Raw genomic sequence first — 14,923 nt, 5'->3', positions numbered from 1 at the left:
CGTTAAAACGCCACGTTCATTTTACCGGTAACGCGCCAACCATCGAGCACAATATCCAGTCGATGCCTGCTCTCACCATCTGCGCCCAGCACATAAGCGGCTCCATCCGGCCCCTCCAATAGAGGTTTAGGCGGCCCCATTAAACGGTCACCCTGGTTAAAGTCGCTTCGAGCCTGCACTGTGCGAAAAACACCTCGATTAACTCCCTTGGCGTAGGCTGCCTCAAGACCGAACGAAAAACGACTGCCTATCATGCGTTCAAAACCCAGTCCAAGCTGCCCTAATAACAACCCTGTCGACTGTGTTTGATACACTGCAACACGTTTAAAACCTTTGGGTGGTCCACTCAGAAATTCAAGAACATGGGTTTCTTTATAATCCAAGTCAAAAAACTCGTGCAACGTAGCATTTACATAGAAATTGTTTTTTTGTTTGCGATCACGCAAGTAATGGCGCAACCCAAGAAAATATTGGGTATAGGAAAACTTGGCTCTGCGCTCATAGATGGCGTCATTATCCGCCACACCTTGCAACGTTAGAGTTGTCAGCACTGTGCCGGCAGAGCCAATCTCCCAAGCCGAGACACCAATTATAAAATCATTGCGCGTACCGAAATTTTTTCGAAACTCCAAGCCTGCTTCCGGCGCAATTCCAGGCTTGGGCAAATTATTTTCGATACGAAATGAAACGATGGAATATGCGCTTTCACCCTGAGCATCCTGCGGTAACTCGTCGCGCAATTCAGACTGACCTGCCAGTGGCGCAAAAAAGGCTTTGTTATAAATTACATCCAATTTTGGAACCGCAACGCCGGCGATGGGAGAAAAAATCCAGCCCTCCTCCCAAAGATCCGCCGCCTGTGCGTTTGCCGCCAAGGCAAGCAATAAACAACACGCCCTTATGCCACGCCACATCAGTCAGCCACTTTCTCCACAAATTTTGGCCGGAAGAAAGCAAACAACGCCGGCAATACCACGATGGCAACCAAACAGCTAATCACCATGTAGGCAGATACGAAATATCCCAATTTTACGTGCGGTGGAAAGTGTGAGAAAAACAGCACGGCAAAACCAGCGGCCACCACCGTCGCATTCAGCACAATTGTGCGGCCAGCGGTCCGCAACGTCTCGGCGGTCGCCTCGTCGTGGTTTTTCCCGCTTTTACGTTCCCGCCGATAGCGGAAAATATAGTGTATCGCGTAGTCCACACCCACACCGATGGCAATACCTGCAGCCAGCGCAGTAGACACATCCAGCGGAATTGCAAAAAATCCGCAAATACCGGCCACCAGCAATGTGCTCAATACAACCGGCATCACCACGAAAATGCCGGCGACCAACGACATCATAATCAATCCCGCGGCCAAAATAATTCCCAGTTTAGAAATAACAATGGAGTCGGTCTGGCTACCAATCAGCAGATGCCCCCACACGTACGAATTATTCGCCGACCCCGCATAATTTACGCGCACCCCCAATCCCTGGAAGTGTTGCTTCACAAACGCATCCACCGAGTCAACCACGAACTTCAAATCTTTTGTGTAATCTGTTTTGATGGCGATACTGATCAAGCCTTTTTTGAAGTTGTAATCTACCACTTCATCCAATTGCTCAGGGCGACCAGACAAGGCCAGCAAAAACATAAATTCAGCAATTTGCGCTTGGGTATCAGGCAATCTATTGTACTGCTGATCAGCGGAATGCAGATTCAGGTTCATGTTTTTGAGATAATCTACCACCGACAATGAACCGCCCACTTTTGGCAATGTTTCAGCGTATTTCTGCAATTCTTCCATCGCCTTTAACACATCAGGGCGTTTTAGCGTGTCACGTTCGTCCGCTTCGATAACCACATGAAGGAATGTAGTGCCATTGAACTTGTCATTCATCATTGCTGTTGCTTGACTGATTTCACTTTCTGCGCGGAAATCACTGAGCCAACTGGAGTTGACAAACAACTGACTTGCACCCACAGCAGCAGCAATAATCACCACCACCAATGATGCCATCACCAGTTTCGTGCGGGCGTTAATAAACACTCCCAAACGCACCAATAGCCATCCCAGACGACTGCTGTCTTCGTAGACACGTTGTGCTCGCTTCTTGGCGTAATAATTCGCTACATGCGGCTTAAGCAGGCTCAGCATTGCCGGAAGCAACGTCACCGTAATCAACCACGAGAACACAATACCCAAAATGGCAAATGCGGCAAAAACTTTGAACGGAGGCATTTCCGCAAACAGCAAAGCCAGGAAACCAATAGCGGTAGTCGCTGTCGTCGCAATTAGCGGCGCACCTAGATTATCCATGGTTTCAGCAACAATTTCTTTGCTGCTGCGATGAATATTGCGTGTGGCACTATCGTAGTATTGACTCATCAGATGCACCGAATCGCCAATTCCCACCGCCACAAGAATAACCGGCAGCATAGTCGAAATGGTGTACAAGGGCACATCCAGCAACACCATCAATCCGCCAGTCCAGATAATGGCAAAGCTCATCACCATCAGCGGCATCAGCACACCGCGAAAACTGCGGAATATCACCAACAACACCAGTGCCATGACAATAACGATCGCTGGAATCATGATTTTCATGTCATCCAGCGCGTAAATGCCTGAGGTCACTTCAATAACGGGACGACCTGCCAGATAAAAATGCTCGGTCTCTGGTGCCGGCTTGAACGCTGGAGCGGTCTCAGTTTCAGTCGAAGAATTGTCTGACTGATTGCCCGGCCACCACGGATTGGCGCCACCACCGGCATCACCGGCGGCATCCCACTGACCACCCGCACCGGCTTGCCATTGCGATTGTTGATCGGCCTGTTTTTGTTGCAATTGATCATTGGCAGCATCCGACGACTCGGCGGTCTTTTGCCATTTTTTCCAGTCGCCATCACCGCCGCCCCAAGATGCGGAATCCCAACCTGCGCTGGTTCCACCTTCCACCGCCAGGATGCCTTTAATCTGGAAGTAGGTCATGTAACGATTGACCATACCTTCTTTGAGCTTGGCGCGAATCATGGTTGCCTTGCCGTCAGCGGACACAATATTGCCCACAAACAGATCAGCGTTTTCCGTGACTCGTTTTTTCAGTGCAGCCATTTCTTCGTCATTTTTGGGCACATCTGGCATCAACGGTACACCGGCAATGGACTCATCGTCCCCGGTGAAATAAATCGCCGTGGCCATGGAAGCAATGTCCACATCGCGCTGTGCTGCCACCCCATCAAGGCCGCGTATTTTCTCCGCGATGCGCTTAACCCGTTCCAGTGTGTCCTGGTTGTAAATAGTGTCATCATTCACGATACCGATGATGATGTTGTCTTTAACACCAAATTCGTCATCGATTTTTTCGTCGTAAATAATCGCAGGATGACCTTTGGGCAAATACACCCTGGCGTCAGTCTCCCAACGCAATCCCTGACTCAATTGCATCAGCATGAAGGCGGTCACCGCCAGCATCACCAACACCACGGTCTTGGGAAACTTCACACCAATGGAGGATATCGCCTTAATCATTCACGACCCTTTCTGTCTGTTGCCCATGGGGCACTGTGATTAAAAACTGTATTTAAACTCGACGAATATTCGGTTGTTGTCTCTGAAATTGCCGAGAAATTGTGCTCGTTGTTCCAAGTCTATCAAACCACCTTCGGCAGTCGTATCTGCCGCACGACCAAACTGGGTACGTATTCCGGCAAAATAATCCACACCTGCCATAATCTGAAAATTGTTCGTCAGATTAAAGGTAAATTTTGGCTTCAAATACACTTCTTCGAAATTCCACAAGTAAATACCCAGCAGGGTAAAGACTGATGAATAACGCTGCATGGGCTTACGAATAAACAAATTAAACGTCGTATCAACTTCGTCGGTCAAAATGTAATTATTGTAATTTGTGATGATCCACTGGGCGATCGCAGGCGAAAAATCCGCTCCACCCCAGCTAAAGTCATATCCCAACGCCCAACGCCAGTGCGGTCGCTCTATCTCGCCATCGGCGTCCAGGAAACCATCGCCGTCTTGATCTTCATCCACCACGGCAAAATACTTGCCCGTGGCATACACGAGCTCCGCTTTGACGATATTACCACCGATTTCCTTGGTCAGCGTGCTGCCATACATCGCCATGCGCTTGTAAGTTGGCAAAATTGCCAGTTCAGTGGTGGGATCTGCGGTTTGCACATCCGCATCGGAAATGACACGAAAGGTGGTGGGATAGTCATCCCAAGTATAAAAATAACTTAGGGACACATCCGCGTCCCAAACATTGCCACTCCACCTCAGGCCATACTCCGCAAACTCCGGTCGGCCATTTTCTGGCAGGGTGGTTTTATCAAGCACCTGGAACAATTCCCACTCAGAGCCACCAGGCGCAGGTTTGTGGAAAGTGAGATCAGGAATATACAAAAATTGCAGCGCTCCCTGTTCGAGGTAATAATCCACCTTCAGCGTCCACAATGGGATTCGATAATCCAGCAATTCGGGCAAAATCAACTCACGAAAATCCATCGGGTTAATTTCATCAACCACACGAATCCCTTCTATCACCCCCCACACCACAAACTGGCGGCCAATGCGTACGTCCATGCTGGGCAAATATAGATCCAGGTAGAGTTCTCGCAGATCGGTAACATCAGAGTCTTTTTCGTGTTTGAGTGTTTCGATAAAGACCAGAGTTTCCTTTTCATCACGCCGGGTACGCGCAGCAATGGTTTCGTAATTAAAGAGGTCGTAGACGTGGTCGTAATAATACCAACCTGCGGCATACAATCGAGCAGAGCTCCCAAAATCGTACGCTAAATTCAGCGAAAATGTGTTGCGAATTTTGGTGAAGGTTCGTGGTTCGTCATAGCGGTAAGCCGTTTCGTTGCGCAAATAGCCACCCCAGGAAAATCCCGAAGTGGATTTTTCATCCAACGAGCCAGCAAGATCCGACTGCATCCCCTGATCCAGATCTTCCTGAGCCGTCGCCGGGACACTCCAGCCAGTCAGAACGATCAACAAGAGGGCGGCCAGACTTCGCGCTAAGCTTTTAATTGTTCCTTGCATGCACCACAAATTATCATCATGCCGTTATCCGGCGTGACGCCCATGACTACGTTATTCCCTGCCTGTAATACCTGCCCACAACAGTCACAAGCGTGAGAGCGATTCAGCTCCAGCGATTTCCAGCCAAGTACCGACGACAAACGAGTCTGCCTGTCAGCCGCACTGCATTTGATAGGATCAGCCATTTGCGCCAAGGCTTGACCCGGTTCGGCGAATGCGTCCTCCAGAACTTTGCGAATCAGTAGCGAAACTGGAATACCTAACTCGCTGGCACGCATCATGACCCGTTCCTTCAGCTCTTTGGGCACCCGTGCACCCAAAAAATCTTCCTTGCGTTTGGAAGCTCGTTGCGCCGCGTTACTGCGCATGCGTTCAGCTTCCTGGGCTGCAATTTCTGCCATCTTATGCATAATACTGCCTCCTACCTCGGATTAGCGGTCGCCGGCCACGTACACAATTGCACTCGATTGTTTAACAGCGTTTTATCAGTCCAGAAAAAACCTTGGTTTTCAACTAACTAAAACCAATTCAAACAATCCAAAGGAACAACAAAAATACGAATTTCGAGTGAATCAGCGCACCTCGCATCCATGCCACTCCCAGCCCTGGAATCCATCCATAATGGCTATATCGGCCCCAACTACCCCTTTTTAACTACGGAAGCACTACTACGGCATAAGAATCAGAAGTTTAAAGCAATACATTCAAGCGCGCACCACTTTGCGCGCCATTCAACCCGGACTGATCAAATACAAAAAGGCCCAGTATCAACTGGGCCTTTTTTCGTGCTTAAAAACAGCAAAGCAACCTAGATTTCAGAATCAATCACCAGTGTTATGCTTGCCTTGTCACCCACGGTGATTTCACCGCTCAGACCTTGCTTGTCACCTGGCTGCGGCATCGCGTTGCCGGTTTTGGAAACTCGCGCACCGACAATCACCTTGTCCACACTGGACAGGGTCATGTTGGGGTTCATGGCCATCGCGTCACTCAGCTCAAAGCTCATCGGCAAATCTTTCACTTGGGCACGAACAATCGCCAACGGCATCCGTGGACCATCAACCGCACGGGCAAATACGAACACTGTATCCTCAGGGCTCACCTTGCCTGCCAGCTTGCTGCTCAAACTGACCTTGCCTTTGATAACAGCTCCTGGACCGGCATTCGCCGCCGGTGCCGCACTGCCCTGCTGTGCCATCGCCGGACCTGCGCCCATCATGGGCCCACCAACCATAGGTGCCGCCATCGGCGCCATACCCAGATTGGAGCGAACTTCATTAATGTTCGCCAAAATCTGCGTGTGATCCTGACTGCCAGGCTGCAGCACGTTGAGCAAGCGCGTCCAGTACTCCAGCGCACCTTTAAAATCGGAATTCTGGTACGACGCTGTTCCCATCAACCACAACGACTGCCCATGGAATGGATCCAATTGCAGCGCCTGTTTCAACAGCGCAACCGACTCGGGAGTCAACGTACGATCGCTCGCCATCGCAATGGCGTCAGCATAAGTTGCCAACACGTCAGGGCTATTGCTTCCACCCAGCTCCACCGCTCGCTTAAAGGCTTCAACGGCTTCGTCAAAACGACGCATGTACTGATAGGTGCGCGCCAGCATGTACCAGCCCTCACCATCGTCAGGCTGAGCTTTTAAACGTTCGTGCAACTGCTCAACCAGTGCTTCAATATTGACCTCATTGTGCTCGGCGGCAGCTACTTGTGGTGTAGCGGACGACGGATCCAGTCCGGCCTCACCAGCGCCCCAGCTCATGTACAACGAAACGCCCACTACCGGCACCGCCAGAGCGATCACGCCAGCCGCAATATTGGCAAGCTTTGCGGAGGCTTTCGCCTGGTGCTGCGCATTTTTCTCCAGCATGCCCACGTCGGCCAACATATTCTTTTCGATGTCCTGCTTGGCTTTCTCGTATTGATCCTGACTGATCGTGCCAATCTTCAGATCATTTTCCAGTTCGGTAAACTGGTCACGATAGACCTCCAAGGTCAGTGCGCGCTGATCCACGCCCACTGGCACTTCATCCTCACCTTTTCCCTTGCGCAACAAAGGCGGCAACACAAACACCAGAGCCAATACCACAAACAAGGCGGCCCAAAACCAAAACATAGCCATTTTTATTTATCCCCAGCTTGTTCGCGCAACAGATCCTGTACGCGTTTCTCGTCTTGTTCACTCAGCGGCGAATCGTCAATCAGCTGACGACGCTTACGAATCGTAACCACCAGTACAACTACACCCACGATCAGCAAAATAAATGGCCCGACCCAAACAAAAAATGTCTGCGCATCAAAACGTGGACGGTACAGTACGAACTCGCCATATCGGGAAACCAGATATTCAACGACTTCTTCATCTGACTTTCCCTTTTCTATTTGAATACGAATCTGACGCTTCAAATCATCCGCCAAGCCAGCCTTGGAATCGTAAATGGTTTGATTCTGACATTTCAGGCAACGCAGCTCTTTGGTTAATTCATCCATTCGCGCCTGCAGCACGGGATCCATATCCGACAACGGCGCAGCTTCCTGCGCGCTCACAGGTAACGCCAGCGCCAGCAACAATAGGCATACAATACGGCTCAACGCTTTCATCCGCGAAGCTCCTTAATTTTGGGCAGGAGAATTTCATTCCAGTCCTGACGGGAAACGGGGCCGACGTGCTTGTAACGAATCACGCCTTCTTTGTCGATCAGGAACGTTTCCGGCACACCGTATACACCGTAATCAATGCCCACATCGCCACTGTAGTCCCAGGCAATCGACTTGTACGGATTGCCCAACTGCTGCAGCCAACCCAGACCATCATTGCGCTCATCTTTGTAATTCAATCCCACCATCACAACGTCGCCGCGACGTGAAATTTCCATGAACAGAGGATGTTCGGAGCGGCAGGCTTCACACCAGGAAGCCCACACGTTTAGCATCCATACTTGCCCTTTCATCTGCTCAGGCGAAAAAGTCGCCTCGCTGTTGAGCAACTCAGGAACCTCAAACATCGGCGCAGGCTTATCCACCAGCACCGATGGCAGGCGGCCAGGATCTTTGCCCAGACCGATAAAGAAAAACACAACCAGGACAGCGAAAATGCCCAGAGGAATTAAAAAACGCAACATCAGGAATTAGCCTCCGTCGCCTGACCAACCACATCTTTGGATTGTTTAGTCGTTTTTTCACTGCGACGCGCAGCCAGACGGTAACGGCGATCAGTCACCGCCAGCACGCCAGCAATCGACATCAGCAATGCGCCGCCCCAAATCCAGTTCACGAACGGTTTGTAGTAAACGCGAACACTCCAAGCACCACCGGATACAGGCTCACCCAAGGACACGTACAAATCACCGAAGAATCCCGAATCAATCGCCGCTTCTGTCATCACCATGGTGGTTACGTTGTAAAAGCGTTTTTCCGGATGCAGAACTTCAATCTCACGTTCGTCCTGGAAAACGGTTACCACACCTTGGTCCGCTTCGTAGTTAGGCCCCTGGACATGACGGGTACCATCGAAACGGAAGGTGTAGCCATGTACTTCCACCGTATCACCGATGTTCATGCGCACATCTTTCTGCGATTCGTAATTGGTCACCAACGTAACGCCCAGCACCATCACGGCAACACCAAAATGCGCCAGCTGCATCGCGTAATAACTGCGGGAGAAACTACCCTCGCCCTTGCCCGCACGCTCTTCGCGTGTACGCCAGCGATGCATGATACTGCTGATGATCGACACCACGATCCACATAGCGACAAAACTGCCAAGCGCAGCCTTGAAGGTCAACTCACCCATGGCCAACGGCACCAATATCCCCAGGATCAGTGCAATACCCAAGGCGTATTTCAAGCGAGTAACGGTGTCTGGCAGGCTGCCCTGTTTCCAGCGAACAATCGGCCCAATCGCCACCATAAACAGCAACGGCATGATCAGGATGACAAACACCATATTGAAAGACGGAGGACCCACCGAGATCTTACCCAGCTCCAGCGAGTCCCAAATCAGCGGCGCCAGCGTACCGATCAGTACCGCAGCCATCGCCACCACCAGCAATACGTTGTTCACCAGCAGCATCGACTCGCGCGAGTACATGCCAAACCGTCCGCCCAAACCTACTGCAGGCGCACGCCATGCGTAGAGCACCAACGACAAACCGATGACAACCACCAGGAAAATCAAAATTGCGGTACCACGTGCAGGATCCGAAGCGAAGGCGTGTACTGAGGTCAACACCCCGGAACGCACCAGGAAGGTACCCAGCAGACTTAACGAAAACGCCAAGATTGCCAGCAGAACCGTCCAGTTCTTGAAACTGCCGCGCTTTTCGGTCACCGCCAGCGAATGCACCAGCGCTGTTCCCACCAGCCAAGGCATGAAGGAGGCATTTTCAACAGGGTCCCAGAACCACCAGCCACCCCAGCCCAACTCGTAGTACGCCCACCAGCTACCCAGCGCAATACCCAGGGTCAGAAACACCCAGGCGATAATGGTCCACGGACGCGACCAACGCGCCCAGGCCGCATCCATCTTGCCCGACAGCAAGGCAGCGACTGCAAACGCAAACGCCACAGAGAAACCCACATAGCCCATGTACAGCAATGGAGGATGGATTATCAAACCAGGATCCTGCAGCAGCGGATTCAGATCCTTGCCATCCAGTGCCGGTGGCAACAAACGATCAAACGGATTGGAGGTAATCATCGTGAACAGATAAAAACCAAAGCCAACAAATGCCAGCACACCCAGAACTCGCGCCACCATGTCCAACGGCAGATTGCGGCTAAAAATCGCCACCGCCAATCCCCAGCCCGTCAGCATCAGCATCCACAACAACAGCGATCCTTCGTGCCCCCCCCAAACACCGGCGATTTTGTAAATCATCGGCAGCATGGAATTGGAATGACCAGCGGTATACGTCACCGAGTAATCATTCGTCACAAAGGTGTAGGTCAAACACAGAAAGGCAATGCTGATAAAGACAAATTGTCCCGCTGCAGCTGGACGCGCCACGCGCATCAATGCCTGATTGCCGGTATGCGCCCCCCACAATGGCAAGGCAAATTGCACTGCGGCAATCAGCATCGCCATGATCACGGCGAAATGACCTAACTCAGGTACCATGAAAGTTCTCCCCCAAAGAAACTCAGAAAATATTAGATGCCGTCAGCAGGCTTTGCAGCGGCTGCAGCTTCGGCTTTTTTGGCTTTTTCCAGCGCGTCAGCAACTTCTGGCGGCATGTAGTTTTCATCATGCTTGGCCAAAACTTCGGACGCAGCGAATCTGTTCCCGGACATACGGCCCTGAGCAACCACGCCCTGACCTTCACGGAACAGATCCGGCAAAATACCGGTGTAGGTTACCGCAACGGTTTGCGCACCATCGGTAACATTAAAATGCACGGTCAGACCATCGTCTTCACGCTGTAACGATCCTTCTTCCACCAAACCGCCCAAACGGAAATCGCGATCCAACGGCGCTTTGCTGGCGTGCACGTCACTGGGACTGAAGAAAAACACCATGTTGCTGTTAAATGCATTGAACAGCAACGTGGCCACAATAGCGATGGCCGCCAAACCACCGCCAATCAAAAACATGCGCTTATGTCTCGTTTTCATGAATACTACTCTCTACTCATTCGGGAAATGCGCGTCAAACGCTGCACCAGAGTACGCTTGGTCCGCACCAGCAAAATAACTTCTATCGCCATAAACAAAAAAGTCACGCCGTAAGAACCCCAAACATACCAAGCATAACCATTCATGGCCCAAAATTCGGAAAAGCTGCCCCAGTTCATTTTCTGGCCTCCATCATTTCCAGCACCCAGGCCGCGTGACGCTCTCGCTCCAATATGACCACCCTGACACGATAAAGTGCCATGGCGATTGCGTATGCCCAAAACGCAAACGTCATTACAATCATGGCGGTAAACATACTGCTTTCCATCGTTGGCGCATTCGTCACCGTCACCGAGGCACCCTGATGCAAGGTATTCCACCAGCGCACAGAAAAATAAATGATGGGCACATTAATCACGCCCACCAAAGCCAACAGGCCACTGGCACGCGCTGCGCGTTGTGGATCATCTATCGCTGCCTGTAGCGCCATATATCCCAGGTACAAAAACAGCAATATCAATTCAGAGGTCAGGCGCGCATCCCAAACCCAGTAGGTTCCCCACGTGGGTTTGCCCCACAACGCCCCGGTCCAGAGCGCCAAAAAGGTAAACAGTGCTCCTGTTGGTGCCAGGGCCGACGCCATCATGTGCGACAAGCGGGTGTTCCAGATCAAACCAATTGCAGCGTAGCCACACATCACCAGATAAATCAGCATCGACATCCAGGCGGCAGGCACATGAATGAACATGATGCGATAACTCTCGCCCTGCTGATAATCGGTTGGCGCGACAAAAAAGCCGAAATACAAACCGACTACCGTCAAAATTGCTGCGGTTGCCGCAAACCAGGGAATCATTTTACCCGCCACCGGGTAAAACACCTTGGGTGACGAATACTGCCACCAAAACGACCAAGAAAAAATCTGCATATCAGTCCAACGAAATCCTTAACGCTGCCGCGGCACCAAACGGCGCCAACAGCACAGCCAACACCAAAAATGCACCCAACAGCGAAACGTGAGCCTCAAATCCCAGTCCGGCACGAGCTGATTCAACTGCACCCGCACCAAAAATCAGAATCGGAATATACAGCGGCAACACCAGCAAAGACAACAACACCCCACCGCCTCGCACCCCAAGCGTCAGGCCAGCACCCACGGCACCAACCAAACTCAGCACAGGCGTTCCCAACGCCAGGGTCAGCATCAAAATCAGGATGTTTTCCGTGCTCAACCCCAACTGCATTCCCAAAACGGGCGAAATCAGCACCAATGGCAAACCACTGACCAACCAATGCGCCGCAACCTTGCTCAACACCACCATGTACATCGGTTGCGCGGAAAGCAGCATCTGCTCCAAACTGCCGTCGGCGTAGTCATCAGCAAACAGTCGGTTCAACGACAACATCGACGCCAACAACGCCGCTACCCACAACACGCCCGGCGCAATCTCTTCCAGGGTTTGCAGTTCGGGCCCCACCCCCAGCGGAAACAGACTGACCACGATGACGAAAAAGAACAATGTCGTCAGCACTTCGGATTTGCGGCGCATCGCCAGGGTCAGATCTCGCCACAACAGCCATCGTAATGCGGTAATCACTGCAGAATCCCCCGGCGATTTTCCAACACCAATTGGCGCATACGTCCTTGTGGCAAACTGAACGCCTGATGCGTTGTCAGCACAATCATGCCACCACTGGCCAAATGGCGCCCAAGCACGGCTTCCAACTGGGCCACGGCTTTGACATCCAATGCAGTAAAGGGTTCGTCTAAAATCCACAACTTGGCGCGACTAACCAATAATCGCGCCAAGGCAACCCGACGCTGCTGTCCTTGCGACAACACTTTCGTGGGTAGATCTTCGCGGCCACGCAGGCCAATTTCATCCAACGCCCGCCAGGCATCATCGTCTGCCAGCGCCTGGTTGGACATTGCGCAGGAAATGCGCAGATTTTCCACGGCAGTCAACTCGGCCTTAATACCCAGTTGATGCCCCAGATACAGCAATTCGCTGTTGAATTCTTCTTTTTGCTTACGAATATTTTGGCCGCGCCAGCGCACTTCACCCATCGCCGGCGCCACCAGACCGCACATCATGCGGATCAGCGACGTTTTGCCCGCACCATTGGGACCGACCACATGGACCAGCTCACCGTCCTGCACAGAGAAACTCAATTCTTCGAACAAAATACGATCGCCGCGTACACAGCTGAGATTCGCGGTTTCTAACATGATGAATAGCCCGGAAGTCCTGCGAAGATGTTTGTTGTTATTGTTAAACGCAAAATTAAGCCAGCATTCTAGCACTATTAAAAGCCACGAAACTAGGTTTTTGGCCCGAATAGCGCTGTCACAAAAAAGCCGGCTTTTCGCCGGCTTTTTTATCAATAAATCATACGGTTAATGACAAGTCGTGCAGTCCGCCTTAGTCCAGGCACCACTGGCGCGATAGGTTGCCACCCGCAGGCGGGAAACCGCCGGATCAAAATAGGTCGATTCAAAACCACCCGCCAGATCGTTCTTATCCGCCAGCATGCCTTTTTTCTTCCAGCCATGAGTCAAACGCACATGGCAATCCTGACAGACCACTTGCTTGGCAGTCGCGGCACCAGCAGGACCATCTTCCTTGACATTGGGATTAGTTTGCATGTGCCCCAAGTGTAAGTTGTTATCGCTAAAACCTGACAAGGGAGTCGTACAGCCCACGCAACTAAAGCCGCTCTGCTCCACTCCGGTACCACCTTGGCCATATTCATTGAATTTGTGACAGCTAAAGCACAAATCATTTTCACTGCCCAGCTTGCCTGTGTTTGAGTTCCAGGGACCTGCAAGCACCTTCGGCACATTGGAACCGTGCGGCCCCTTAGGACCAGTGACATCATTATTGGTATGGCAATCCGAACAGTACATTGTCTGCGTACCCACCGCAGTATTAAACGGCGCCACAAATGTCTCCGCTGCCGCACCGCCCGTGGTCACACTTCGATTAGTCCCAACCATCACTGGATGCCAGCTCAGGTGGTTGCCACCCGGCTCGCCCGCTTCCGAAATATCAGCATTGAATTCCATCGCCGTATTGCTCACATTAGCAGCAGGGGTGTTAGCATAGCTGGAATGACACTTCATGCACACCTGGTACTCACGTGTGGTGTATGACTCGATGACATCAGTGCCTGGCGACGCCCCAGGGTCACCTTTCTTGAACGCGTAGGTCAACGTACCATTTGATGGATCAAACGAAGCGGACGTCGTTGGCGTTAGCGTCGTTGGTTCAACGCCGGTTACACCACGCAACGCACCGGAGGCGATATTGTTATGCGCCACACCCGCAGTGTGAACGTGCTTGCCTTTGCCGGGGGCCGGCGTGGTCGGACTTGATGTCACGGTGGCATTGGAAATCATGCGGTGCGGATGGTGACAATCCGAACACTGCGTATTGTGACCTGAACCCAAGTTGAGCGAAGGCACCGCATTCGGATCTGCATCTTCGGTCAAATCCGCCGTAAGCACATTATGCACTTTCGATACGATTACTGGTCTATGGTTGGCTGCCTTGCCATCCACCGCTTCGATATCCGCCACTGCGGTCACATCTGTCAGCACCTGATCCGCATTGGCCAGCGAGGTATGACATTGATAACAACTGTCATCCACCGACGGATTGCCGCCTGCCTGTTTGGGGGTATTGATATCATCGGTGCCTTCACGCAATAACCGTTCAGCACCGGGAACCGTGTGCGCATCATGGCAGCTTAAACAACTGGCCTGCCAGACTTGAATATTTTTTGGAAATTCGCGTGTCGCTGCTGCTGCGTCAGCATAAGTCTCGTCCGCCACCTGAGCATGAGCATGGGTAGAATTTTCCCAGCCCGCTTTTTTGTGACACGCCAAACAGCCAATATCCGTCGCCACATTGAACGCGGCGCCACTGGGTTGGGTTGTTTTCTGGAAGCGATTCAAGCGCAGAAACTTGATATTGGTACCTTCTTCGCCATTGGTGCCACGTACATGCGGATCGTGACAGGAAGTACACTCCAGGCTGCCATTCTCCAACGGCACCGCCATGCGGTTTTTGGTGGCAGCAGCCCCTGCCGCACTACGACCAAGACGGGAATCAATATACGTCGTTGATGCCGGATCGATCAGCTCACCATCAGAGGTTGCCAACAACGTGTTGTAGCCAAAGGCTATCGGGTGATCATTACTCAAATCAGTGCTCAGATTGGAGTTATAACCTGTGCCAGTATTGACCA

General features: G+C 51.7%; 14 protein-coding genes. All 14 read right to left on the bottom strand.

The genetic code is table 11. The features are described from left to right. Positions 1–2: 2 nt before the first annotated feature. On the bottom strand, positions 3–914 hold the full coding sequence (locus OEW58_04850; GenBank protein ID MDH5300672.1) for a hypothetical protein: 912 nt from the start codon (positions 912–914) through the stop codon (positions 3–5). Next, complete coding sequence (locus OEW58_04845) at positions 914–3,520, bottom strand: MMPL family transporter (protein MDH5300671.1); 2,607 nt, start codon at positions 3,518–3,520, stop codon at positions 914–916. Before OEW58_04845 ends, OEW58_04850 begins: the two co-directional genes overlap by 1 nt. Before the next feature lie 39 nt (positions 3,521–3,559). Then, complete coding sequence (locus OEW58_04840) at positions 3,560–5,008, bottom strand: hypothetical protein (GenBank protein ID MDH5300670.1); 1,449 nt, start codon at positions 5,006–5,008, stop codon at positions 3,560–3,562. Between the two features lie 20 nt (positions 5,009–5,028). Continuing rightward, on the bottom strand, positions 5,029–5,463 hold the full coding sequence (locus OEW58_04835; protein MDH5300669.1) for a BrnA antitoxin family protein: 435 nt from the start codon (positions 5,461–5,463) through the stop codon (positions 5,029–5,031). Positions 5,464–5,861: 398 nt separating this feature from the next. Continuing rightward, on the bottom strand, positions 5,862–7,181 hold the full coding sequence (gene ccmI / locus OEW58_04830) for a c-type cytochrome biogenesis protein CcmI (GenBank protein ID MDH5300668.1): 1,320 nt from the start codon (positions 7,179–7,181) through the stop codon (positions 5,862–5,864). Between the two features lie 2 nt (positions 7,182–7,183). After that, a complete protein-coding gene (locus OEW58_04825) occupies positions 7,184–7,660 on the bottom strand; it encodes a cytochrome c-type biogenesis protein CcmH (GenBank protein ID MDH5300667.1) in 477 nt (158 codons plus the stop codon). Beyond that, positions 7,657–8,181 carry a DsbE family thiol:disulfide interchange protein gene (locus OEW58_04820; protein MDH5300666.1) on the bottom strand — a complete coding sequence of 175 codons (525 nt, stop codon included), beginning with the start codon at positions 8,179–8,181 and terminating at the stop codon, positions 7,657–7,659. The genes OEW58_04825 and OEW58_04820 overlap by 4 nt, the downstream gene beginning before the upstream one ends. Next, the gene (locus tag OEW58_04815; protein ID MDH5300665.1) at positions 8,181–10,178 is read right to left on the bottom strand and encodes a heme lyase CcmF/NrfE family subunit; all 1,998 of its coding nucleotides are present in this window, start codon (positions 10,176–10,178) and stop codon (positions 8,181–8,183) included. The genes OEW58_04820 and OEW58_04815 overlap by 1 nt, the downstream gene beginning before the upstream one ends. Before the next feature lie 32 nt (positions 10,179–10,210). Beyond that, a complete protein-coding gene (ccmE, locus tag OEW58_04810; GenBank protein MDH5300664.1) occupies positions 10,211–10,672 on the bottom strand; it encodes a cytochrome c maturation protein CcmE in 462 nt (153 codons plus the stop codon). A gap of 5 nt (positions 10,673–10,677) precedes the next feature. Further along, positions 10,678–10,851, bottom strand: a complete 174-nt coding sequence (gene ccmD, locus OEW58_04805) for a heme exporter protein CcmD (GenBank protein ID MDH5300663.1) — start codon at positions 10,849–10,851, stop codon at positions 10,678–10,680. Next, on the bottom strand, positions 10,848–11,600 hold the full coding sequence (locus tag OEW58_04800; GenBank protein MDH5300662.1) for a heme ABC transporter permease: 753 nt from the start codon (positions 11,598–11,600) through the stop codon (positions 10,848–10,850). Before OEW58_04800 ends, ccmD begins: the two co-directional genes overlap by 4 nt. A gap of 1 nt (position 11,601) precedes the next feature. Further along, positions 11,602–12,270, bottom strand: a complete 669-nt coding sequence (ccmB, locus tag OEW58_04795; GenBank protein MDH5300661.1) for a heme exporter protein CcmB — start codon at positions 12,268–12,270, stop codon at positions 11,602–11,604. Beyond that, positions 12,267–12,902, bottom strand: coding sequence for a cytochrome c biogenesis heme-transporting ATPase CcmA (gene ccmA, locus OEW58_04790; protein MDH5300660.1), 636 nt, complete (start codon positions 12,900–12,902; stop codon positions 12,267–12,269). Before ccmA ends, ccmB begins: the two co-directional genes overlap by 4 nt. A gap of 168 nt (positions 12,903–13,070) precedes the next feature. Next, positions 13,071–14,923, bottom strand: a 1,853-nt coding sequence (locus OEW58_04785) for a cytochrome c3 family protein (GenBank protein ID MDH5300659.1), incomplete at its 5' end; no start/stop codon positions are given.

The organism is Gammaproteobacteria bacterium, from assembly GCA_029884425.1.
Lineage (GTDB): Bacteria > Pseudomonadota > Gammaproteobacteria > S012-40 > S012-40 > JAOUHV01.
This window is presented reverse-complemented; position numbering and strand designations above follow the sequence as displayed.